This is a genomic window from Cupriavidus phytohabitans (assembly GCF_000426345.1).
In the GTDB taxonomy this organism is placed as follows: Bacteria; Pseudomonadota; Gammaproteobacteria; order Burkholderiales; family Burkholderiaceae; genus Cupriavidus.
Genome location: NZ_AUFE01000062.1, coordinates 1 through 22,671, shown reverse-complemented (window position 1 = coordinate 22,671; position 22,671 = coordinate 1). Strand labels below are relative to the sequence as shown.

Sequence of the window (22,671 nt, the reverse complement as noted above, 5' to 3'; positions counted from 1 at the left end):
CCACCGGCGGTGTCCGGGGGAGTCCTTCGTGTCCGAAATCCACTACTACCTTCAACAGTTGGTCAATGGACTGACTGTCGGCAGCACGTATGCGCTGATCGCCATCGGCTACACAATGGTCTACGGCATCATCGGCATGATCAACTTCGCCCACGGCGAGGTCTACATGATCGGCTCCTACGTGGCCTTCATGGTCATTGCCGGGCTGCTGATGTTCGGCGTCGACAGCCTGCCGCTAACGCTTTTCCCAGCCTTTGCGGCGAGCATCATTGTCACGAGCGCATACGGTTACAGCATCGAGCGCATTGCTTATCGCCCACTGCGCGGCAGCAATCGCCTGATACCGCTGATCACGGCCATCGGCGTGTCGATCTTCCTGCAGAACAAAGTCCTGCTTGCCCAAGGCTCGAAGGACAAGGCGATTCCGAATCTGTTGCCTGGCAACGTCGCTTGGGGCGGTGTTTCGCTGTCCTATATGCAGGTGCTCATCTTCACCGTCACTTTCCTGGTTATGGTGATCCTGACGTTGTTCATCTCGCGCTCGCGTCTCGGGCGGGCGTGCCGAGCCTGCGCCGAGGACATCAAGATGACCAATCTGCTCGGCATCCGCACGAACAGCATCATCGCGTTGACCTTCGTTATCGGTGCGGGGCTGGCCGCGGTTGCCTCGGTTCTGCTGGGCGTGCAGTACGGCGTTATCAACCCGAACCTCGGCTTTCTCGCGGGCATCAAGGCATTCACTGCCGCAGTGCTGGGCGGCATCGGCAGCATTCCGGGTGCCATGCTGGGGGGGCTGGTACTGGGTGTGGTCGAGGCCATCGGGGCAGACATCTTCGGCGACCAGTACAAGGACGTCGTGGCCTTCGGCCTCCTCGTTCTGGTGCTGCTCTTTCGACCAACGGGAATTCTTGGACGCCCGGAAGTGGAGAAAGTATGAATTCCTCAAATTCTCTCAAGACGGCGTTCTTCAGTGCCTTGCTGGTTCTGGCAGTCGCCTACCCCGTGCTGGGGCTCAAGCTTACGACGGTAGGCGTCAAGCTGCATGTCGAAGGTGCCAGTCCTGTCGTCCTCTGGACTGTGGTTGGCTGTGCCGTCGCCATGTTCTTTTGGCAACTGCTGCGGCGCTCGCGTCGCAGCAGCCGTCCTGTGCGCAGTGAGCTGAGCGCATGGAGCAAACTGGGCCAGCGCCTTTCCGATCCGGGCGTGCAGCGGTGGTTCGTGCTTGCCCTCGTGTTCGTCGGTCTTGCCTGGCCCTTCTTTGCAACGCGTAGTGCCGTGGATATCGCCACGCTGATTCTGATCTACGCCATGCTCGGCCTGGGCCTGAACATCGTGGTTGGCCTAGCCGGGTTGCTAGACCTGGGCTACGTGGGCTTCTATGCCGTCGGCGCGTACAGCTATGCATTGCTCTCGCACTACTACGGCTTCGGCTTCTGGGTCTGTCTGCCCATCGCTGGCGGGCTGGCGGCGCTGTTCGGCTTCCTGCTCGGCTTTCCGGTGCTGCGGCTGCGTGGCGACTATCTCGCCATCGTGACACTTGGCTTCGGCGAAATCATCCGCATCCTGCTGCGCAATCTCACCGGGCTGACCGGCGGACCCAACGGCATCGGCGGCATCGAGAAGCCCAGCCTGTTCGGTCTTTCCTTCGAGCGCCGGGCGGCCGAGGGCATGCAGACCTTCCATGAATTCTTCAACACGACTTACAACTCGGTGAACAAGGTAGTGTTTCTCTACCTGATCGCGTTGCTGCTGGTCCTGCTGACCTTGTTCGTGATTGGCCGTCTTCTTCGCATGCCGCTGGGCCGGGCAAGGGAAGCCCTGCGCGAAGACGAGATTGCATGCATCGCCATGGGGATCAACCCCACGATGATCAAGCTCTCGGCGTTCACGCTCGGTGCGTGCTTTGCAGGCTTCGCGGGCAGCTTCTTTGCCGCCCGCCAAGGGCTGGTCACGCCTGAGTCCTTCACCTTCATCGAGTCCGCAATCATCCTCGCGATTGTGGTGCTGGGCGGCATGGGATCGCAGCTCGGGATCATTCTCGCGGCGACCGTGATGATCCTGCTGCCGGAACTGGCGCGCGACTTCAACGAGTACCGGATGCTGATGTTTGGAGCGCTGATGGTGTTCATGATGTATTGGCGCCCTCAAGGCCTCGTGCCGATGCAGCGCCCCCACCTGGAGCTGAATCCATGAGCAGCAAACCGATTCTCGAAGTCAGCGGCCTCTCCATGCGCTTCGGCGGCCTGCTGGCAGTCAACAATGTGGGCCTGTGCGTGCGCGAACGGCAGGTGGTGTCGCTGATCGGCCCAAACGGAGCCGGCAAGACGACGGCCTTCAACTGCCTCACCGGCTTCTACCGACCGACCGGGGGCAGCATCCGGTTTGCGGGGGAGCAGATTGCAGGGCTCCATGGCTACCAGATCGCCCGCAAGGGCGTCGTGCGGACATTCCAGAATGTCCGGCTGTTCAAGGAAATGACTGCGGTAGAGAACCTGCTGGTAGCCCAGCATCGGCATCTCAACACGAACTTCCTGGCGGGCTTGCTCAAGACGGGGGGATTCCGGCGCTCGGAGCGCGACGCCATGGGACGCGCCGCATACTGGCTGAAGCGGGTCAATCTGACCGACGTGGCCAACCGACCGGCAGGAACCCTGGCCTACGGGCAGCAGCGCCGCCTGGAAATTGCGCGCTGCATGATGACGCAGCCGCGCATCCTGATGCTGGATGAGCCGGCAGCAGGCCTCAATCCACGCGAAACCGAGGAATTGAAGGCGTTGATCGACACCCTGCGCAACGAGCACCACATCACGGTGCTCTTGATTGAACACGACATGAACCTGGTGATGAGCATCTCGGACCACATCTATGTGGTGAACCAGGGCACGCCGCTCGCCGACGGGACGCCCGAGCATATTCGGACCAATCCCAACGTCATCAAAGCCTATCTTGGGGAGACCTGAAACCATGCTTCAGTTCGACAAGGTATGCACCTACTACGGAAAGATCCAGGCCTTGCATGACGTCTCGATGGAGGTGCGCAAGGGTGAGATCGTGACGTTGATCGGAGCCAATGGCGCGGGAAAGTCCACGCTTCTGATGACACTGTGCGGATCGCCGAAGGCGGCGCGCGGCAGCGTCAGGTATCTGGGTGAGGAACTGGTGGGCCAGGATTCCAGCGAGATCATGCGCAAGGGAATTGCGATCGTGCCGGAGGGACGCCGTGTGTTCGCGCGCCTGACCGTTGAGGAGAACCTGTCGATGGGAGGCTTCTTCACATCGAGAGGAGAGTACTGCGAGCAGATGGACCGGGTGCTAACGCTCTTTCCCAGGCTGAAGGAGCGTTGGGCCCAGCGCGCCGGAACCATGTCCGGCGGCGAGCAACAGATGCTGGCGATTGGCCGCGCCCTGATGAGCAAGCCGAAGCTGTTGCTGCTGGACGAACCCTCTCTTGGGTTGGCGCCCATCATCATCCAGCAGATTTTCCAAATCATCGAGCGACTGCGTTCCGATGGCGTGACGGTTTTCCTGGTCGAGCAGAACGCCAACCAGGCGTTGAAGCTGGCCGACCGCGCCTACGTACTCGAGAACGGCCGCATCGTCATGCAGGGAAAAGGGAACGAACTAGCCGCTGACCCACGGGTGCGTGAAGCCTACCTGGGCGGGTGACCCCAGGGGCGGCAGCAATTTGCGAAAAAAAGGCAACTCAAGGAGATAGACATGTCCAACAAGATGCGTCAGAAGCATCGAATCGGCACGGCGCCCTGCAATAGGGAGGAGCCCGAGAGCCTTCAGCGCGATCTTGCGAATCGCCACGTTCAACTGATCGCGATTGGCGGGGCCATCGGCACGGGGCTCTTCATGGGCTCGGGGAAGACGATCAGCGCCGCTGGCACGTCGATCATCCTGGTCTACGCCATCATCGGATTCTTTCTGTTCTTCGTCATGCGGGCGATGGGGGAATTGTTGCTTTCCAACCTGAAGTACAGATCGTTCTCCGACTTCTGCACGGCTTACATTGGCCCCTGGGCCGGCTACTTCATTGGCTGGTCCTATTGGCTGACCTGGGTGGTGGTGGCCATTGCGGACTGTACGGTGATTGCAGGCTACCTGAGGTTCTGGTTTCCCGATCTCCCGGCCTGGATTCCGTCCTTCAGCGTGCTGGCGATCATGCTGGTGTTGAACCTCGTGGCGGTCAAGCTCTTCGGAGAGATGGAGTTCTGGTTCTCGTTGGTCAAGGTGATTGCCATCGTCGCCTTGATCGGAGCCGGGGCGGTGCTCATCGCCGTGTCCCATGTTTCACCGACCGGCGTGAAGGCGTCTCTGGCGCACATGACGGAAGCTGGTGCCATCTTTCCGCATGGCATCACCGGATTCTTCGCCGGATTCCAGATTGCCATCTTCTCGTTTGCGGGGATTGAGCTGATCGGTACCGCAGCCGCGGAAGCGAAGGATCCGCACAAAACGATTCCCAAGGCCATCAACTCGGTGCCGGTGCGCGTGCTGATCTTCTACGTTCTGTCCCTGATCTGCATTATCTCCGTGTCCTCTTGGGCCGAGATCAAGGCGGACAAGAGCCCGTTCGTCCAACTGTTCGTTCTTGCCGGGATTCCCGCGGCGGCCGGCCTGATCAATCTCGTAGTCATCACATCGGCGATGTCGGCCGCGAACAGCGGTGTTTTTGCAACCAGCCGGATGCTGTTCGGCCTGGCATCACGCAAGCAGGCCTGGAGCCGGTTCGCCACCTTGTCCCGCGCGTCAGTTCCGCTGACGGGCCTGTTGTTCTCCGTCGCTTGTATGGCGATGGGGCTGGCCATTCTCTTCGTGACGCCATCAGTTATGGGCGCCTTCACGATTCTCTCGACCATCTCCGCAATCCTGTACATCTTCGTCTGGTCGATGATTCTCGTGGCGTACCTAATCTATCGCCGGCAACGGCCGGATCTGCACGCCCAATCGAAGTTCAGGATGCCTATGGGCGTGCCTATGACGTGGATGTGCCTGCTGTTCTTCGTCTTTGTGGTTGGCTTGCTGGCACTTGAGCCGGACACCCGCCAGGCGTTGAGCATCATGCCGGTCTGGTTCCTGGCCTTGGTCGTGCTGTATCAACGCCGTCGGCGTCTCAATCAAGGCTTTACACAAGCCACAGAGGGGTACCCGCAATGACAGCCGGCTTCAGTTATCTCGCTCCTCACGGCAGTCGATTGCCTTGAACAAAACCCTGCGACATGGAATGGAGGTACGCCATGAGCCTTGATCGAGAACTTCCGTCTTTCATAGAAGGGTACGGGCCTGTACGGCCTTACCAGGCTTCTGACTCGCCGCGCTCAAACAAACTTGCAAGCGGCAATGTGAGAGCAACCGGTTCCACCGGATCAAAGTGCCTGGCGTCGATCGATGCGGCATTGGAGGCGTGCGCGGTGCGTGATGGCGCCACGCTTTCCTTCCATCACCACCTTCGCAATGGCGATCATGTTTTGAACATGGTGATGGAAGCCTGCGCTGCCCGTGGGCTGAAAGGACTGACCGTTGCGGCAAGCTCGCTGTTTCCTGTGCATGTACCGCTGGTAGACCACATGCGAAATGGCGTGGTGGCGCGCATCGTGACAGCTTATATGTCCGGGCCGGTCGCCGATGCAATTTCTGATGGTGTTCTGGATTTGCCGGTCGTCATGCAGACACATGGAGGACGCGCTCGTGCAATCGAGACGGGAGAGTTGCGCATTGATGTCGCATTCATCGCGTCGCCCACAGCAGATGACTACGGAAATATCAATGGCGCTCAAGGGCCGGCCGCCTGTGGTCCGTTGGGCTATGCGATGGTCGATGCACAGTACGCAAACCGGGTCGTTGCCATAACCGACAACCTTGTGCCGTATCCTGCGTGCCCCATCGGCATCTCGCAGGACCAGGTGGATTTCGTTGTGCGGGTCGACTCAATCGGCGATCCCAAAGGCATCATGTCCGGCACGACGTGCCCCACGACCGACCCCATTGGCCTGCAAATCGCTCAATCGGCGGCCCATGTAATCGGCGCCTCAGGTCTGCTCGTGGATGGCTTCTCCTTTCAGACCGGCGCGGGCGGCATTTCGCTTGCAGTCGCCGCGCAGTTGCGGGAACTGATGGATGCAAACGGTGTGAAAGGCAGCTTTGCCGCTGGTGGCTATCTCTGCAGGATGCTGGAGGAGGGATTGTTCCGAACTCTGTTCGATGTGCAGTGCTTCGACCTGTCGTCAGTCGCCTCATACCAGACCGATCCCAGACATCGGGCCATGTCGGCATCTCTCTATGCCAGTCCGGCGAACCGTGGCGCCGTGGTGGACCGGCTGGACGCGATGATTCTCGGGGCGGCGGAAGTTGACGTTGATTTCAACGTCAACGTGACCACAGGGTCGTCCGGGCGGATTCTGGGTGGTTCCGGTGGCCACGCTGATACCGCTGCAGCCTCCAGGTTGGCCATTGTGACGACACGCCTGGCTTCAGCGGCCGGTCCCAAGATCGTGCAGCAAGTGAGTTGCGTCACAACGCCTGGAGAGACGGTGGACGTGGTCGTCACCGAGGCTGGCATAGCGGTCAATCCTCGCCGAGAGCAATTGCTGCGGGATTTGGTCGATGCAGGTCTGCCAGTCAGGTCCATCGACGAACTTCGCGCCAACGCCTGCGCGCGCCACCAGCCCCGCAGCGACCGTCGTGACGCGTCGCGTATCGTCGGCGTCGTCGAGTACCGGGACGGCAGCGTCATCGATCTCATTCGCGCGGCGGCCAGGTAGCGCTGATCGAACGGCGCATCGGCAACAACCCATCGTTTTCTCGAACTTGCAAGGCATTACCATGACAAGACCTCTGGATGGCATCACCGTCATTTCATTGGAGCACGCCATCGCGGCTCCGTTCTGTACCCGCCAACTCGCCGATCTCGGGGCGCGTGTCATCAAGATCGAACGACCTGGCGCCGGGGACTTCGCCCGCGCTTACGACCAGCGCGTCAACGGCGAGGCATCACATTTCGTATGGGTAAATCGCTCCAAGGAGAGCCTGACCCTGGATCTCAAGCAGCCGGCGGCGCAGGCGATCCTGATGGAACTGATCGCAGGCGCCGATGTGCTGGTACAGAACCTTGCCCCGGGCGCTGCCGCGCGCATGGGCTTAGGCGCCGAGGCGCTGCAGGCGAAGCATCCATCGCTCATCGTCTGCGACATTTCTGGCTATGGCGTAGATGGACCTTACCGCGACAAGAAGGCGTATGACCTGTTGATCCAGAGCGAGGCAGGCTTTCTGTCAATCACGGGTACGCCGGATGAGCCCTGCAAGTCCGGGATCTCAATCGCGGACATCGCCGCCGGCATGTACGCCTATACCTCGGTGCTGGCGGCGCTTTTGCAGCGGGGCAAGACGGGCAAGGGCTCGCATATCGACGTATCGATGCTGGAGGCGTTGGGCGAGTGGATGGGCTTTCCGATGTATTACGCCTTCCAGGGTGCTACGCAGCCGGTGCGCAGCGCAGCGTCGCATGCAACGATTTATCCCTATGGGCCTTTCCCTGCTGGGGATGGCGGAACGGTGATGCTTGGTTTGCAGAATGAGCGCGAATGGCGTGTGTTCTGCGAGCGGGTGCTGGAAATGCCAACGCTCGCCACGACGCCGCGGTTCGACAGCAATGCGCACCGCAATGAGAACCGCGAAGCGTTGCGCGAAATCATCGATGAGGTCTTCCGTTCGCTCAGCACACAGCAGGTGCTCGAACGTCTCGATGCGGCGCAGATCGCCAACGCGCGCATGAACGACATGGCCGGCTTGTGGAACCACGAGCAGCTTCAGGTGCGCAAGCGCTGGCGCAACGTCGCGTCTCCAGCCGGCGATATTCCCGCGCTGCTGCCGCCGGGACGGCATAGTGCGTTCGAGTACCGGATGGAGGCCATTCCGGCTGTCGGACAGCACACCGAGTCCATTCTGCGTTCGCTGGGAAAGGGCGAGGCGGACATCGCCGCCATGCGTGAATCGGGAGCGGTCTAAATGACTGCTGCCGCGGATCTGCAAAACCCATTGGCGCTGACGCGCACCTTCCTGTTTGTGCCGGCCGATCGTCCCGAGAGATACATGCGTGCGCTCGGCGCCGGTCCGGGTGCGGTGGTCATCGATCTAGAAGATGCCATAGCACCTGTCAACAAGGTACAGGCGCGAACTGCCTTGGCCTCCGCCTTCGCCACGCTTGCCGTCGCAGACAGAAGCCGCATCCTGGTCCGGGTGAACGCGTTCGCCACTCAGTGGCATGAGGAGGATCGCGAGCTCGTGGCGCAATTGTCGCTGCAAGGGCTTGGCGGCGTGGTTTTTCCGAAGGCGGAGGACCCTGCGAATCTGATTCCTATGGCCACGGCAGTTGGCCGCGACGGCGTACTGATTCCGCTGATCGAGTCGGCCAAAGGGCTCGATGCGATTGATGCAATTGCCAGCGCGCCCCAGGTTCTCCGGCTGGCCTTCGGGCATCTCGATTTCCAGGTCGATTTGGGCTTGTCCTGTGACCCTGACGAACTGGAACTTGCTGCCGTCCGCCTTATGCTCGTGCTGGCGACCCGTCGGGCAGCTTTGGCGACGCCCATCGATGGCGTCACTGTGGATTGGAAGGACGTCGACCGTATAGAACGGGACGCGCGTCGTGCTCGACGCGGTGGCTTCGGCGCAAAGCTATGTATTCATCCCACGCAGGTGCCTATCGTGCAGAAATCCTTGGGACTGACTCTGGACGAAGTGGCTTGGGCTAAGCGCGTGCTTGAAGCCGCCAAAGGCGCCGCCGGCGGGGTAGTCAGCCTTGATGGGCGCATGGTTGACATGCCCGTGGTGCTGCATGCCCAGCGTCTGGTCGCGCTTAGTAAGCAGGGCTGCTGAGGGGGCGATTCGGGACGGGGCGTTCGGCATCTCCGTTGTTTACTCGTCGTGACCGATCGACCCGACTTCGCAGGTGCGGCCAAGCGGTAATCGGGCAATCGCGCGCTATCAATGACTTTAACGACGGCTGTACCCGCGGAAGCAGCCATCTGTCAGACGCGCGACGAAGGGCAGGTTTCCGGCCGGTTCGGTTATCGAAAAGCTGGAGCGGACTGTCTCAAACTGGCCGGTCTCGGTCGGATGCACGCTGCGAAAGCGTGGCCGTCTCTGACCGACCCTTCTCTGCCATGAGTGGGCTCGTCAAGCCAACTGCGGGTGTTGGCCACAGCAGCCACCGGTGATGGCCACCACAAGTCTGCTGCGTGCTCATGCGCCGAGCTCCGCGGCCCGCTTCGCCGCCAGTGCCTGCAGCACCTGTTCGGGCTTGATCGGATAGTGGCGGAAGCGCACGCCAATGGCATCAAACACAGCATTGGCAATGGCGGGGCCAATGGCGACGATCGGGTCCTCCCCTACGCCCTTGGCGCCGAACGGCCCGCCGGGGTCGGGTGCGGCTTCCAGTAGGATGGTGTGGATCTCGGGCATGTCCATCGCCAGCGGCATCTTGTAGTCGACGAAGTTGGCGTTGAGCGATCGCCCGGTCTTCATGTCGATCTGGTAGTCCTCGTAGAGTGTGTGACCGATGCCTTGCTGGATGCCGCCTTCGATCTGTCCGGCCGCCGCAACAGGGTGGATCACCTTGCCGATGTCATGCACCGGCACCACCTGCTTCACGGTGATGAAGCCCGTTTCGGTATCGACCTCGACTTCGACGAAGTGCGCGGCGAACGAATAAGACTTGGTCGGGTGATAGGTGGCGGTAGCCACCAGTTGCGCGGCGGGCAGCCCCTTGCGCGGCATGACCGCTTCGCGCACTGTCATCGTCGGGCCTTCGCGCCCGCGCACGGCGATCGCGCCGTTGCTCAATTCGAGTTCCTCCGGCTCCGCTTCCATCTGCCTTGCCGTGCGGGCGAGGATCTGCTTCTTGATCTCGCCGGCCGCCATTTGGGCGGCGCGTCCGACCATGTACGTGGTGTGGCTCGCGAATGCGCCGATATCCCACGGCACGACGTCGGTATCGCCATGGACCACGCTGACGCTCTCAAACGGGATGGCCAGTTCCTCGGCCACGATCTGCGCCAGCGCCGTGTGGGCACCCGTGCCGAGGCCGGCGGCACCCGTCAGCAGCACCACGGTGCCGTCCTCGTTCATCTTGACGATCGCGTTGCCTTGTTCCTTGATGCCCGGATAGGCGCTGCTGCCGTGCATCTCGCAGCCCACGCCCCAGCCGCGCCGAACTACCCCCTGCTGATGCCGCGTCTGCGTCCGGCGCGCGGCCCAGTCGACCACTTCCATGCCCTTGGCGATGCACGCCTCGAGTCCGTGGCCAATCACCGGATGGTTCGACGGCGCGATATCGCCTTCGCGCACTGCGTTCCTGAGCTTGATCTCGGCCGGGTCCATGCCCAGGCGCTCGGCGGCCTCGTCCATCTGGATATCGAGCGCGTAGTAGGTCTGCACCACGCCATAGCCACGGAACGCCCCGGCGATGGGGCTGTTGGTATAGACGCAGCGGCCTTCGAGGCGCACGTTCTCGCAGCGATACAGCGACATCAGCGCCGCGGTGCCGACGTTGGTCACGCCGGGCCCATGCGAACCGTAGGCACCCGAGTTGAATACCACCTTCGCTTCGCGCGCGGTGATGGTGCCGTCGTTGCGGAAGCCCTGGCGTAGCCAGATCCTGGCCGGATGGCGCGTGCGGCCGCCGAGGAAGGTCTCTTCGCGCGTGTATTCCATGCGCACAGGGCGGTGCGTTTCGCGTGACAGCAGCGCGCACAGGAATTCGCACTGGAACAGGTCCTGCTTTGCGCCAAAACCGCCGCCCATGTGATCCACCAGTACGCGCACCTTGTGCAGCGGCAGGCCAAGCACTTCGGCCATGATGCCGCGCACCATGAACGCCGCCTGCGTGGAGATCCATACGGTCAGATTGCCGTTGCCGTCCCATTTGCAGGTCAGCACGTTCGGCTCCATGTAGGCCGGCGTGGGACGCCCGCCTTCATAGACGCCTTCCAGGATGAAGTCGGCTTCGGCAAAGCCCTTGTCTACATCCCCGCGTTCGATCCGCACCGGCGGCAGCACGAGGTTGCCGCCGGGCTCGCGGTCGTGGATCAGCGCGGCGCCCGGGGCAGCGGCGTCTTCCACGGTGAACATCGCGGGCAGCGGCTCATACTCCACCTCGATCAGCTCGACGGCGCGCGCGGCGATCTCTTCGGTGGTAGCGGCCACCGCAGCCACGCCTTCGCCCCAGTAGCGAACCTTGTCGTCAAGGATGTACTGGTCGCACGTGACCGATACCGAGCGCGGGTGCGGCGATCCGGCGTGGAGCACGCGCGGCACGTTCTCGTGCGTCAGGATGGCCTTCACGCCGGGCAGCGCCAGCGCCGCCGAGGTGTCGATGCGACGGATGCGGGCGTGCGCCACGTTGCAGCGCTTGAGCTTGCCGTGAAGCAGGCCCGCGAAGGGCATGTCGGCGACATATTTCGCATTGCCGGTGACCTTGTCGAGCAGGTCCGTGCGCTTGACACTGTGTCCGATCACGGTGTGGCTCATCGTGTGTTCTCCGTTGCGCAGTGGGAATCGGAGAAGTGCGCCATGTCCTCGGCGGCCTTCTCGATCGCCTCGATGATTTTGGTGTATCCGGTGCAGCGGCAGATGTTGCCCGCGATGGCAAAGCGGATCTCGTCACGGGTCGGGTTCGGATTCGCATCGAGCAGCGCCTTGGCGGCCACCACGAAACCCGGCGTGCAGAAGCCGCACTGCGCCGCGCCACAGCGCATGAATTGTTCCTGGATCGGGTGGACGGTGTCTGCGTTTGGCTGAATGCCTTCGATCGTGGTGATCCTGCGGCCGTGGGCTTCGGGCGCCAGCATCAGGCAGCTATTCATCGGCATGCCATCCACAAGGATCGTGCAAGATCCGCACTCGCCCACGTCGCAGCCCTTCTTGGTGCCGGTCAGGCCGGCGTCGTAGCGCAGCGCGTCCAGCAGTGTGCTGTGCGGCTCGACGGTCAGCTCGCGCAGTTCTCCATTGATTTCGACCTCGATCAGTTTGCGCATCACAGTGTCTCCATGGCCTGGACGATGGCGCGGCGCGTCAGCACACCGACCATGTCGCGACGGTATTCGGCGCTGGCGCGCACATCGCTGAGCGGCCGCGCGTCTTCCATGGCCGCACATGCGGCCTGCAGGACGAGCGCCTCGCTGATCGAGTGCCCGCGCAGCACCGCTTCGGCATGCGTGGCGCGAATCGGCGTGAGCCCGACTGCCGCCAGCACGATGCCGACGTCGTTGCAATGCCCGCGGTCCACCGTGATCGAGGCCGCCACGCCGACCGTGGCCAGTTCCATCTGCACCCGCCGGCCATGCTTGATGTAGGCCTTTCCGGTATGCGGTCGTGGCGCGGGAATCGTGATGCGCGAGACCAGTTCGCCCGTTTCCAGGGCGGTCTTGCCGGCGCCAGTCACGAAATCCTCCACCGGCATCGAGCGCGAATCCCGTAGGCCGTAGAGGTGAACGGCAGCCCGGTCGGCAATCAGCGGCGCGAGCGAATCGGCCGATGGCGATGCGCGGCACACATTGCCCACGACGGTGGCGCGATGGCGCACCTGGATCGAGGCAAAGTCGGTCACGGCCTTGGCCAGGCTGGCATAGTGGCGCCGCACAACATCGGACGTCTCCACTTCGCGCGTCGTGACCAGCGCGCCGATTCTCAGGCCATCGACCGGGTCGAACGCCAGCGCATCCATGCCCGGGATCTTCTTGATATTGATGACGTGAGACGGTTGCCGGTGCGATTCCTTGATCTGCACGAGCAGGTCGGTGCCGCCCGCCAGAACACTGGCCCGACCGCCGCAACAGTGCAGCAGCGCCGCCGCCTCTGCAAGCGTTCCGGGTTCGAGGTATTCAAACGCTCTCATCTTCGTTCCTGTGTGGATGTTTGTGGCCCGTGCGTCCATGCCTTGCCGCTGACCGTGAATCCTTGATGGTTGGCGGACCATCATCGGTACCGCCGGTGAGACGGTGGACGCCTTCAGAACTTGTGGCGCACGCCCACGCCGAAGGTGTCGCCGTGCTCGATGCCGGTGATCTTGTCGTAGTAGTAGGCGGCGTAGAGGTCGGTCCTCTTCGACAGGTTGTAGTCGTAGGCGACGGCAAAGGTGTTGCGCTTGAAATCGCCCAGCGAGTTGTCGGTCTTGTCGTAAGCGTACGATGCCAGCAGGCTGCCGGCGCCGATGGGCACCGAGGCGCCGAACTGGCCGTTGACGTGCTTGATGTCGCCGGAGGGCGCCGTGGTGGCGCGGGTCTTGATGTACTGGCCCTGGGCAAACAGCTTGACCACCTTGAAGTCATAGGAGAGGCCCAGTTGGGCCGCGTCCTGGCGCGACAGGCCGGCGCTGGCGAGGTCGGTCGGCACATTGTTGTAGCGAACCTGCTGGTATGCCACGGTCGCCGCAAACGGGCCGCCGAAATACAGGACGTTGCCGCCCCACTTGTTCTTGCCGGCTCCGCCCGGCTGCTCGCCGAAGGCGTAGATGAAATTGGCGGTCAGGCCGCCGAAGTTCGGCGTGGAGTACAGCACCGAGTTGTTCCAGCCCGAATCGCCGATGATGCCGGGATCGCTCACCCCGCCGCTGGTCGCGCCGAAGTAGGTGTGGAAGATGGTCGGTGAGAACACGTACGAGTCCACCAGCGGGTTGAACAGGATGCTCGATATAAAGTACGGCGTGGTGTTGCGGCCCAGCTTGATCGTGCCCGCGCTGTCGTTCTGCAGGCCGACATAGGCGCTGCGGCTGAACAGGGAGTCACCGTTGAAGCGCCCGCTGCTGCCGCTGTCGGTGCGGAAGAAGCCGTTCAGGTCGAAGATGGCCTTGGTGCCGCTGCCCAGGTCTTCCGCGCCCTTGATACCCCAGTAGGACGTCTGCATCCCGCCCGAGTTGGCGACCCAAGCGCGCTCGCCCGTGCCCGGGCTCTTGACGCCGCCAATGAACATGTCGGCCTGGCCGTAGAGCGTGACGCTCGACTGGGCCATGGCTGCGCCGGAAAGAAGGGTAACCGCTGCCGCTGCCAGCTTCATTGCCGGCTTGTACTGCTTCTGCATGTTTAGACCTCAGTGGTTTGATTCCGCCTGGAACGTTGTGTAGTGGGGCCCCGTCGGGCTCGTTTTATGTCTTCGTGTTTTTATTCGTGCCAACTGGCGGGGGCTCGGTGTGGTGGTGCTTGGGTGCCGGCGGCATCGGTGCATCGTTTTTTGTTATACAGTGACCCTTTTTTTTTCGGGCGGATACTAACCCCCGAGTACCCGCTCCTTCAGCAACGCAACGGCTTCGCGCGCTTGTGCGCCCAATTCAGCCAGGTCCACACCCGGCAGCGCATCGTCCTCGGCGATCACGCGACCGCCTACCAGCAGCGCTCGTAGCGCTGGCCGGCCACCGCTGGCCACCGGCGCAATGGCCGGATCGTGTAGCCCGAAGTAACGCGGATCGTCGAGTCGGTAGACCGCGAGATACAGCAGCCTGCCCAGGCGCGATGGTGCCGACGCCCTCCAGCCCCAGTACTGCCGCGCCGCCGGCGCTGCCCCAGCGCACCACGTCCTCCACACGCGCGGCATCGGCGCCGCGTTCGCCCTGGCCGCCGTCGGCCTGCGAGCGCGCCAGTTCACCGCGCTTGGCACGCTGCATCAGCCATGCGGCATGGGCTTCGGAAATCATGTCCGCCGCCTCGTTGGAGGCCGCGCCGTCAACACCGATGGACACCGGCACGCCGGCTGCCTCCAGTGCCGGAATGTCGGCGATGCCGCTGCCGAGTCGCCCATTGCTCGTGGGCAGTGCGCAATGCCTGTCCCGGTTTCGCCCAGCATCCGGATTTCCGCCGGCGCGAGCTTGACGAGATGGGCGAACCAGACATCCGGCCCCAGCCACTCATACTCGCCGCAAAAAGCGACTGGCGTCGTGCCGTGCAGTGCGCTGGCGGCGTTCGGGTATTCCACCGTTTCGGACAGGTGACTGTGCAGCCGGATGCCAAGGCGACGTGCCGTGCGCGCGCACGTACGCAGCTCCTCCGGTGACATCGAATACAGTGGCGTCGTGGGCGCCATGACCACGCGGCGCATCGCCCCCGGCCCGGATTGATGATAGCGGGCGGCCAGCCGTTCGCAGTCGGCCAGGTAGGCATCGCGCGTTTCCGGGCGCAATGCCTGCGGCAAGGCACTCTCTAGCCCGCGCGTGTGCGTCGCGCCGCCGCGGCAGAGCACGAAACGCAGCCCCAATGCATCGGCTTCCTCAAACAGGATCGCCGAGCCGTCGAACGGCATGCCGGGGTGGTACAGATAGTTGTGGTCCGCCACCGTACCGCAGCCACTGCGCACCAGTTCGACCAGGCCGATGCGGGCAGCCAGACGGAAGGTATGTTCGTCGAACGCCGCGCGGAACCGGTAGGGCGTGGCACCCAGCCAAGGCGTCAGCGTCAGGTTCAGCCCCTGCGGCTCGCCCTTGAGCAACGATTGGAACAGATGGTGGTGCGTGTTGATCCAGGCGGGATAGACGACGCAGTCCGTTGCATCGATGACGCGGTCACCGGCTTGGGGCCGCAGATGGCCGATTGCGTCTATCCTGCCGTCCACGATGCGTAGATCGGGTCCGGGACTGCGCTCGGGCCGGCCCGGGCTACCGTCCTGCCCGGTGAGTATGGCGGCAGCGTTGCGGATCAGCAGGGAGGGGCGTTGTTCAAAAGGAGTCGTCATGCCAGTTCACTTTCATGCCAGTGGGACAGCGCAAGCCGCGACAGTGCAACCATGGCCACAAACAGGGCGATACCCGTCACCGTGATCAGGAACAGCGCGGCAAACAGCCGGGGAATGTTGAGTGCGAAGCCCGCCTGGAGGATCTGGTACGCCAACCCGGCACCGGTGCCGCCCGTGCCGGCCACGAACTCCGCCACCACCGCGCCGATCAGCGACAGACCGCACGAGATGCGAAGTCCGCTAAAGAAGTACGGCAGTGCGCTGGGAATACGCAGACGCACCAGCGTGTCCCAACGGCTCGCGTGGTTGATGCGAAACAGGTTGGCGAGCCCCGGGTTGACGCTGCGCAAGCCGAGCACAGTGTTCGAGATGATCGGAAACACCGCCACCAGCGTCGCGCAGATGACAAGCGCCAGCGTCGGCTCCTTGACCCAGATGATGATCAGCGGCGCGATCGCCACCACCGGGGTGACCTGCAGCAGGATTGCATAGGGAAACAGGCTGGCCTCGATCAGCCGGCTCTGCACGAACAGGAATGCAGCGACCGTGCCGCCTACCACGGCCAGCGCAAACGCCAGCAACGTGATGCGCAGCGTTACCCACAGGGAGCCGAACAACAGGGACCAGTCTTCAGCCAGCGTCTTGCCGATGGCCACGGGCGACGGCACCAGGTAGGAGGGCACGTTGAATGCCATGCAGACAGACTGCCAGGCGAACAGCAGCACGATGCCCACGGCCAGCGGCGCTGCCACGCGCTGTACGGCCGGGCGGGACAACAACGGAGGGTTCATGATGGGTTCTCCAAAGATCAGTCGGCCGCCGGTGCACCGGTATTGGCCTGTGTCAGCAGCGCCGACAGTTGCGCGCAGTACTGCATGAAGGCCGGCGACACGCGGAAGGCATCGTCGCGCACGGCCGGGCCTTCGATCGGCACGTCAGCAATGACCCGGCCGGGGCGAGCTGCCATGACGATCACACGGCTCGACAGATAGACCGCCTCGTAGATGCTGTGCGTGACAAACACCACCGTCAGCCCGCGCTCGGCCCACAGTGCGCGCAGGTCGGCATCGAGCTTGTTGCGCGTAAACTCGTCCAGCGCGCCAAAGGGCTCGTCCATCAGCAGGAGGTCGGGATGCACGGCCAGGGCACGCGCGATCGACACGCGCATCTGCATGCCGCCGGACAACTCGCGCGGGTACGCTTTTCCGAAGTGACCGAGGCCGACGAGCGCGAGGGCGCGCCGTACGCGCTCGTCGGCCTCCGCGCGCGGCTTGCGGGCCAGATCGAGCGGCAGGCGCGCGTTGTCCGCCACGCTCGCCCATGGCATCAACGTTGCCTCCTGGAATACCATCGCGAGCGTGCGTCCTGGCGCGCCGATACCCGCGGCGAGCGCAGGGCCGCCCCACCAGCGCACATGGCCGGCCGACGGTTGTTCAAGTCCGGCAAACAGCTTGAGCAGCGTGCTCTTGCCGCAGCCGGACGGCCCGAGCAGTGAGACGAACTCGCCCGGCTGGATGGCTAGCCTGACCCGCTCGAGGGCCACGGTGCCGTTCGGATACGTCTTCTCGACCTGGTTGGCGAACAACGCCGGGGCATCGGCGGCACGCACGCCATCCAGCGGAAGCGGGCTGCCACCCGCTTGCGGGACGGCAGCAGCGCGGCTGCTACTACGAAAGACGAGCGACATGGCGGCCTCCCCAATAGAACACGGATTCGGCATGCGATGCGGTCTTCATGGCATCACCTTCAGGTCCTTGACGAACTGCGTGGTGTAGGCACGCTTCCAGTCCAGATCGGCCTTGAGCAGACCCACCTCGACCATGAAATCACGCGTCTTGCGCCAGCGCGCGTCGGTCATCACGCCAATGCCCTGCGTGGCGGCGTCCCCGCCGGTGATCATGCGGAACTGCTTGAGCTTCTCCAGTCCATAGGCGAGCTGGTCGTCCTTCATGTTCGGGTTGTCACGCTTGATGAGCGCGTTGGCGGGCGCCGGGTCGGCCAGGTAGCTCTTCCAGCCTTCCATCGAGGCACGCACGAAACGAGCGACCAGCTCCGGCTTTTCCCTGGCGGTCTTCTCCATCGTCACGACGGTGGTGCCGTAGGGCGGGTAGCCATCATCGGCAAACAGGAAGAAGCGCGCCTTCACGCCCGCCTTGTCGGCACTGAACAGCTCCGACGACGCGTAGGCCTGCTGCGCGGCATTGGGATCAGCAAAGAATGGCTGCAGGTTGAACGTGTAGACGCGCGACTGCGATTCATCGAGCTTGTACTTGGCCCGCAGCCACGGCCACCAGGTCGTGCGTCCGGAGGTGGAGACCAGGACGGTGCGCGTCTTCAGGTCCGCAAGGCTCTTCACGTCTTCATGCGTCATCATGCCTTGCGGGTCGGTCTGCATCGAGGCGCCGACCGTGGTGACAGGCACGCCCTGCTCGACGCTCTTGAGCACCTGCAGGTCATAGCCCATCAGGAAGTCTGCCTGGCCGCTGGTCAGGATCTGCATGCCGTTGACTTGCGGCCCGCCCATGCGGATCTGCACATCGAGGCCATATTTCTTGTAGAGGCCGGTGGCAACGGCCTGGTAGAAGCCGCCGTGTTCGGACTGGGCGTACCAGGAGGTGAGGAAAACAACCTTGTCGAGTGCGAAGGCGCTGGCGGACCAGCAGGTGGCGGCAATGGCTGCCAACCCGAGCAGGCGGCGGAGCAAGAGGCGAGGTGTCATGGCGGGGCGCGGTTTGAGCTGTCGTTCAACACGCCTGCGGTCGCGCCATGATGAGAGCCCGAGCGCTTCCATAGATGCCGGGCATGCGTCATGAAGGCACGGCCTCGGCCCGGACTAGCGGACACGCAGGCGCGGCTTTCAAGAGCAATTTCCGGCTGTCGCGCTGATTATCCGAAATGCTGTTCGGCTCCCGGCGCGACAGTGAACGCTTCTACTCTCGCCCGTACTTCCGCAACTTCCATGCCAACTGCAGTGGTGCGCGGGGCGTGTGTATGTGTGCCGTGCCCTCTCTGTCGACACGCCACCGGTGTGCATAGCATGCACACTGGCGGTGCACCGTGAATTCCGCTGGTGCGTCTCCCGGGTAATTCCCCTCACCTGACCGACCTCGCTGCCTGGCGTGAACCTTGCGTTGTCGCCGGCGAGAGTAGAAGCGTTCACCAGTCGCGCATGTTGTGCCGGCTGGCCGGGAATTGCTCTTGAAGTCGGAACAGGTCGGGCCGCAACGGCTTGGCTTGCTTGCCGTCGGAGCTTCAAGACTGCTACCCGGATCGCTTGCTCAAGCTTCCGCGCGTTGCCTGCTGCTCCCGGTCCGACACCCATCGACCTTCTTTCGCACGGAGCACATATGACTACGCTGACTGCCTCTCCTTACACACTGACCGAACTCGACAAGGAAGCCTGCATGGGCGGCCAGGGTTCCGAGACCCATGCGCGTGAAGTCCGCCGTATTGACCTGTCCGACTTCGAAGCGCGCCGCACGCAGATCACCGAAGCGCTGTGGGCAGCCGCCACCGACGTCGGTTTTTTCCAGCTCGTCAACCACGGCATCGACCTGGCGCAGGTCCAGGGAGCGTTCGAGATGGCACAGCGCTTCTTCGCCCTGCCGGACGGCGTCAAGGCGCAGTACCCCTTGCAGCGGGCACTGAACAGCGGCTGGGAGAGCAAGGCGCAGGTGCGCCCCTCCACGGGCACCCACGACCAGAAAGAGTCGTACCAGATCACGCTGCCGCACATGGCGCCGCTGTGGCCGACCGAAGACGAGCTGCCGGCATTTCGTGCTGTTATGCTGGCGTTCGAGGCGCAATGCTGGCAGGTCGGCATGCGCGTGCTGTCTTGCTTCGCCGAGAAGCTCGGCTTCGCGCGCGACTTCTTCACCCGCGCGCACGACCCGTCCCGACCTACCTACCAGAGCACGCTGCGCCTGCTGCACTACTTCCCGAGCGACCCCTCGGTGCCATCCGGACTGTGGCGCGCCGGCGCACATACCGATTTCGACTGCCTGACGCTGCTGTTCCAGCGCGCGGGCCAGGGCGGTCTGCAACTGTGTCCGGGCAAGGAGATGGACGGCCAGGAATGGACCAGCATCGAGCCGGCGGATGACATCATTACCTGCAATATTGGCGACATGCTGATGCGCTGGAGCGATGACCAGCTACCCTCCAATTTCCACCGCGTGCGCAACCCGCAGCCGCATGAATACCAGGGCTCGCGCTACAGCCTGGCGTTCTTTTGCCAGGCCAACCGCGACGTGATGATCGAAAGCCCGTCCGGCAAGTGCGCTCCGATCAGCGCGGAGGACTATCTGCACCAGCGTGTAGCCGCCAACTTCCAGGCGACGATGTAAGGATCCGGGCGGCCGCAATTCTCGGGGCCGACGCAGGCCAGAGATATGCACTGGCAAGGCCGATGCCTGTGGACGGTGTCGCAGCCTTGGCCAGCTCATTCACAATGGATAACTTTCCTGTGTCGCCACCGCAGTGGTCTTGGGTTGCTGGCAGCGCGATGGCGCTGCGAACACACGGCAGCACAGCATGTCGCCGCGCAGGTATTAGGCACATGCGAACGACGGACGCGCGTCTGCTATTTGTGGCTGAACAGCCGTTGAGATATCTGCTGGAGCGCGAAGGCGAGCGGCAGGAGATGGCCGGGAAGCGACCTTCGTCACAGCACAAGGCCCGGTCATGCTCTCGGTGTACGATGTGCGGGGAGAGCCGTCCCAGTGGGAAGGGACATTGTGGAACCTCAAAGTTGGTGCATGGGGGGGCAGATATGGGGTTTTCTTGCCGAAAATTTCTCATCGCGCGTGACGATACTCTCTGGCAACTGCCAAGCACCAAATTCCAGCGGATGCTGCGGGAGCCGGCCAACCACTGCTTGTCCGCTTTTGCCGGGCAACGCGCACGCATGGCCGATGTGGTCGTCGAACTCGTGGCCAGAGAGCCTGTGCGCGTCGTTCGAACGACGTTTTCCATTCTCACGTTTGATGCCGAAGGTCGCCTCGATCCAGGGGCATTCGAAAGGCAGCAGTTTGCCCTCGTGGAGTCGGTCGTTGCCCCCGTCTTCGCCGCATCCGCGGATGAGAGCAAGCCACCCGTCGTCGACGCGTCCGCGCGATTCATAGCGCAAGGGGGCCAATGGGTTCCGACACGAGCTTTGGCGCGCGCGATCGATGAGGCTGCGTTGGGGCAACGACGGTGCGTACGCCTATAGATAGTGGCGCACGCGCGGCGCTTTGGTAGGTACGCATGGCGGCGGCGTCCCCCAGCGCAAACCGGTGGGGCTGATCCATTCGAGGCCGATGGTCCGAGCGCTTCACGAAGGCCAGAGCCAATAAGCGCCTACTGTGGCGCGACGGACGCCGTGGATGGTTGAGCTTGCTGCTCGCCCACGGTGTGCGCATGCCGCCGGTCGTCCTCGGCGTGCAGGTAGATGCCGGTCGTCTCAATCGAAGCGTGCCGCAGGTTCTTCTGGATAAAGCGGATATCGGTACCCGCGTCGGCCTGGTGCGAAGCCGCGGAATGCCGCTTATGTACCCAGCGATATAAGCGCCACACCCACGCCACCCATGCGCTGGCCAAGGGCGTGGAACTCTCCGCCGTGCGCGACAACCTGCGCCACGCCTCGATTTCGACCACCTCGATCTACCTGCACACCGACGACGTCAAACGCGCACGCCAGTTCGGACAGGCGTTCACGGCTTGATCCGCTTATTCGAAACAGGAATAAAGCGCGGAATCTTCATAACCGCAAGGCTTATGATAGGAAATTACCCGGATCTTGGTCATACGCCTGTTAGAGGGTAGCCGCCTGATCAAAGCCGATACTCGAATGACGGCAAAGGCCGAAATGTGCGCGTAGCTTGTCCGTCAGGTTCCAGAGTATTGCAGCCGTCAAACGGCAAGTTTTCTCGTTCAGAATGGCAGGTTTTGGCCGAATCCGGCAGTTCGCTGTCGGGAACGCCCGGCGTGGACGGCTGAAAGGCAACACGTCAAAAGGTGCCTATTCAAGTTCGACGGATATCGGCTGCTGGCCCGCACGGGTGACCCCGGACTGCGACTCCGCGAAGGGGGCGAGGCGACCAGCTGGTTCCCAGAATTACACAATTCCCTGGCGGCCCTGCCAGCCGGCTGTGTACTGGACGCCGAGGGCGTAATTCTTGACGATATCGGCCGTCCCGACTTCAACGCTTTCCATGAGCGTGCCCTCCGCCGGCGTTGGTATAGGGGCGCGCGCCCCGCTGCGCTCGCCGCATTTGACCTACTGGTGCTGCGTGGCCAAGACATTCGCGACTGGCCCTACGAACAGCGGAAAGCAGCGCTGCAGAAACTGCTGCAGGGGGTGACCGTTGGCCTGCTGTACGTGAGCGCAGTGGAAGATGGGGAAGGACTCTACCAGCACGTGCGTGCGCTTGGCATGGAGGGCATCGTGGCCAAACGCGCTGGAAGCCTTTACCGCGGCGGTGCGTCCGACGACTGGCGTAAGATCAAAGTGCCTGGCTATCACCGTCTGGGCAAGTTCAAACGCGAGAGCTACTGAACTGATCGCGATGCCTCGGTGTAGGCGCCAAACGAGCTTCCTCGCGAAAGATGCACCAGGATTCCGACGTGGTATGGACCTATCGTTCCACAAGGAAGATTAAAGCGCGCTCCATCCGTCCAGGTGGCGAATCAGATTGCCTTCCGTCTGCAAGCGGAAGGCGGGCGTTACTGCGTCAACTTTTTCCGCGGGGCTTTCTTGTTTGCGTTTGGCTCCTTGTACAACCGGACAATTGCTCATTGTGCGGAGTCACCCTTTTGTTCGAGGTCAAGTACCACGACATCCAGGCGCCCGGCAGACTTCGTGTCAAGTGACTCAACGATACGCTGGTGCAGAGCTGCTGCGCTTTCGATTCCGTGAGATTTCTTTCCCGCAACCTTTTCATTGCCGCCGACCCACAGGACGAGATATAC

At 62.9% G+C, this 22,671-nt stretch carries 19 protein-coding genes and 2 pseudogenes; 11 read left to right on the top strand and 10 right to left on the bottom strand.

All coding sequences use genetic code 11. The annotated features are described in order from the left end of the window. Positions 1–28: 28 nt before the first annotated feature. The 8 genes from livH to K309_RS0128105 all read left to right on the top strand — a co-directional run bounded on the left by livH (position 29) and on the right by K309_RS0128105 (position 8,880). A complete protein-coding gene (gene livH / locus K309_RS0128140) occupies positions 29–937 on the top strand; it encodes a high-affinity branched-chain amino acid ABC transporter permease LivH (RefSeq protein ID WP_029049471.1) in 909 nt (302 codons plus the stop codon). Further along, the gene (locus tag K309_RS0128135) at positions 934–2,193 is read left to right on the top strand and encodes a high-affinity branched-chain amino acid ABC transporter permease LivM (RefSeq protein ID WP_029049470.1); all 1,260 of its coding nucleotides are present in this window, start codon (positions 934–936) and stop codon (positions 2,191–2,193) included. Before livH ends, K309_RS0128135 begins: the two co-directional genes overlap by 4 nt. Next, the gene (gene livG / locus K309_RS0128130) at positions 2,190–2,960 is read left to right on the top strand and encodes a high-affinity branched-chain amino acid ABC transporter ATP-binding protein LivG (protein WP_029049469.1); all 771 of its coding nucleotides are present in this window, start codon (positions 2,190–2,192) and stop codon (positions 2,958–2,960) included. The genes K309_RS0128135 and livG overlap by 4 nt, the downstream gene beginning before the upstream one ends. Before the next feature lie 4 nt (positions 2,961–2,964). Beyond that, entirely contained in the window at positions 2,965–3,666 is a 702-nt protein-coding gene (locus K309_RS0128125) for an ABC transporter ATP-binding protein (protein ID WP_029049468.1), read from the top strand. Between the two features lie 51 nt (positions 3,667–3,717). Continuing rightward, a complete protein-coding gene (locus K309_RS37715; RefSeq protein ID WP_064737472.1) occupies positions 3,718–5,163 on the top strand; it encodes an amino acid permease in 1,446 nt (481 codons plus the stop codon). Positions 5,164–5,243: 80 nt separating this feature from the next. Next, on the top strand, positions 5,244–6,767 hold the full coding sequence (gene citF, locus K309_RS0128115; RefSeq protein ID WP_029049467.1) for a citrate lyase subunit alpha: 1,524 nt from the start codon (positions 5,244–5,246) through the stop codon (positions 6,765–6,767). A 61-nt stretch (positions 6,768–6,828) separates the two neighbouring features. Further along, the gene (locus K309_RS0128110; protein ID WP_029049466.1) at positions 6,829–8,010 is read left to right on the top strand and encodes a CaiB/BaiF CoA transferase family protein; all 1,182 of its coding nucleotides are present in this window, start codon (positions 6,829–6,831) and stop codon (positions 8,008–8,010) included. Beyond that, positions 8,011–8,880, top strand: coding sequence for an HpcH/HpaI aldolase/citrate lyase family protein (locus K309_RS0128105; RefSeq protein ID WP_029049465.1), 870 nt, complete (start codon positions 8,011–8,013; stop codon positions 8,878–8,880). It abuts the gene before it with no gap. Positions 8,881–9,246: 366 nt separating this feature from the next. Here the strand turns inward: K309_RS0128105 and K309_RS0128100 are convergent, their stop codons facing one another. From K309_RS0128100 to K309_RS0128065, 8 genes and pseudogenes are all read right to left on the bottom strand, one after another. Then, positions 9,247–11,532, bottom strand: coding sequence for a xanthine dehydrogenase family protein molybdopterin-binding subunit (locus tag K309_RS0128100; RefSeq protein ID WP_051320655.1), 2,286 nt, complete (start codon positions 11,530–11,532; stop codon positions 9,247–9,249). Further along, positions 11,529–12,038 carry a (2Fe-2S)-binding protein gene (locus K309_RS37710; protein ID WP_051320654.1) on the bottom strand — a complete coding sequence of 170 codons (510 nt, stop codon included), beginning with the start codon at positions 12,036–12,038 and terminating at the stop codon, positions 11,529–11,531. Before K309_RS37710 ends, K309_RS0128100 begins: the two co-directional genes overlap by 4 nt. After that, complete coding sequence (locus K309_RS0128090; protein ID WP_029049463.1) at positions 12,038–12,898, bottom strand: FAD binding domain-containing protein; 861 nt, start codon at positions 12,896–12,898, stop codon at positions 12,038–12,040. Before K309_RS0128090 ends, K309_RS37710 begins: the two co-directional genes overlap by 1 nt. A 113-nt stretch (positions 12,899–13,011) precedes the next feature. Next, on the bottom strand, positions 13,012–14,079 hold the full coding sequence (locus K309_RS0128085; RefSeq protein ID WP_029049462.1) for a porin: 1,068 nt from the start codon (positions 14,077–14,079) through the stop codon (positions 13,012–13,014). Between the two features lie 247 nt (positions 14,080–14,326). Then, positions 14,327–15,720 (bottom strand): annotated as a pseudogene (locus tag K309_RS37705) (amidohydrolase family protein). Continuing rightward, the gene (locus K309_RS0128075; protein ID WP_029049461.1) at positions 15,717–16,511 is read right to left on the bottom strand and encodes an ABC transporter permease; all 795 of its coding nucleotides are present in this window, start codon (positions 16,509–16,511) and stop codon (positions 15,717–15,719) included. Before K309_RS0128075 ends, K309_RS37705 begins: the two are co-directional and overlap by 4 nt. 17 nt (positions 16,512–16,528) lie before the next feature. Continuing rightward, positions 16,529–17,407, bottom strand: a complete 879-nt coding sequence (locus K309_RS0128070; RefSeq protein WP_029049460.1) for an ABC transporter ATP-binding protein — start codon at positions 17,405–17,407, stop codon at positions 16,529–16,531. Positions 17,408–17,452: 45 nt separating this feature from the next. Beyond that, positions 17,453–18,439, bottom strand: coding sequence for an ABC transporter substrate-binding protein (locus K309_RS0128065; RefSeq protein ID WP_029049459.1), 987 nt, complete (start codon positions 18,437–18,439; stop codon positions 17,453–17,455). Between the two features lie 628 nt (positions 18,440–19,067). Here K309_RS0128065 and K309_RS0128060 point away from each other — a divergent pair. Further along, positions 19,068–20,066, top strand: a complete 999-nt coding sequence (locus K309_RS0128060) for an isopenicillin N synthase family dioxygenase (RefSeq protein WP_035878506.1) — start codon at positions 19,068–19,070, stop codon at positions 20,064–20,066. A 398-nt stretch (positions 20,067–20,464) separates the two neighbouring features. On the opposite strand, the gene K309_RS41985 is transcribed toward K309_RS0128060, so the two are convergent. Continuing rightward, positions 20,465–20,848 (bottom strand): hypothetical protein, encoded by a 384-nt coding sequence (locus tag K309_RS41985; protein WP_156914466.1) that lies wholly within the window; start codon positions 20,846–20,848, stop codon positions 20,465–20,467. A 212-nt stretch (positions 20,849–21,060) separates the two neighbouring features. Next, positions 21,061–21,246: pseudogene (locus tag K309_RS39350) on the bottom strand (tyrosine-type recombinase/integrase); the annotation flags it as partial. Positions 21,247–21,304: 58 nt separating this feature from the next. On the opposite strand from K309_RS39350, the gene K309_RS40530 reads away from it, so the two are divergent. Both K309_RS40530 and K309_RS39605 read left to right on the top strand, forming a co-directional pair. Continuing rightward, positions 21,305–21,424, top strand: coding sequence for a hypothetical protein (locus K309_RS40530; protein ID WP_500784383.1), 120 nt, complete (start codon positions 21,305–21,307; stop codon positions 21,422–21,424). A gap of 321 nt (positions 21,425–21,745) precedes the next feature. Next, positions 21,746–22,258, top strand: a complete 513-nt coding sequence (locus tag K309_RS39605; protein ID WP_084402580.1) for an ATP-dependent DNA ligase — start codon at positions 21,746–21,748, stop codon at positions 22,256–22,258. Positions 22,259–22,671 lie beyond the last annotated feature (413 nt).

Coding starts and splice junctions, on each gene's coding strand:
- K309_RS0128135 (WP_029049470.1), top strand. CDS start 934: ATGAATTCCTCAAATTCTCTCAAGACGGCGTTCTTCAGTGCCTTGCTG.
- livG (WP_029049469.1), top strand. CDS start 2,190: ATGAGCAGCAAACCGATTCTCGAAGTCAGCGGCCTCTCCATGCGCTTC.
- K309_RS0128125 (WP_029049468.1), top strand. CDS start 2,965: ATGCTTCAGTTCGACAAGGTATGCACCTACTACGGAAAGATCCAGGCC.
- K309_RS37715 (WP_064737472.1), top strand. CDS start 3,718: ATGTCCAACAAGATGCGTCAGAAGCATCGAATCGGCACGGCGCCCTGC.
- citF (WP_029049467.1), top strand. CDS start 5,244: ATGAGCCTTGATCGAGAACTTCCGTCTTTCATAGAAGGGTACGGGCCT.
- K309_RS0128110 (WP_029049466.1), top strand. CDS start 6,829: ATGACAAGACCTCTGGATGGCATCACCGTCATTTCATTGGAGCACGCC.
- K309_RS0128105 (WP_029049465.1), top strand. CDS start 8,011: ATGACTGCTGCCGCGGATCTGCAAAACCCATTGGCGCTGACGCGCACC.
- K309_RS0128100 (WP_051320655.1), bottom strand. CDS start 11,532: ATGAGCCACACCGTGATCGGACACAGTGTCAAGCGCACGGACCTGCTC.
- K309_RS37710 (WP_051320654.1), bottom strand. CDS start 12,038: ATGCGCAAACTGATCGAGGTCGAAATCAATGGAGAACTGCGCGAGCTG.
- K309_RS0128090 (WP_029049463.1), bottom strand. CDS start 12,898: ATGAGAGCGTTTGAATACCTCGAACCCGGAACGCTTGCAGAGGCGGCG.
- K309_RS0128085 (WP_029049462.1), bottom strand. CDS start 14,079: ATGCAGAAGCAGTACAAGCCGGCAATGAAGCTGGCAGCGGCAGCGGTT.
- K309_RS0128075 (WP_029049461.1), bottom strand. CDS start 16,511: ATGAACCCTCCGTTGTTGTCCCGCCCGGCCGTACAGCGCGTGGCAGCG.
- K309_RS0128070 (WP_029049460.1), bottom strand. CDS start 17,407: ATGTCGCTCGTCTTTCGTAGTAGCAGCCGCGCTGCTGCCGTCCCGCAA.
- K309_RS0128065 (WP_029049459.1), bottom strand. CDS start 18,439: ATGACACCTCGCCTCTTGCTCCGCCGCCTGCTCGGGTTGGCAGCCATT.
- K309_RS0128060 (WP_035878506.1), top strand. CDS start 19,068: ATGACTACGCTGACTGCCTCTCCTTACACACTGACCGAACTCGACAAG.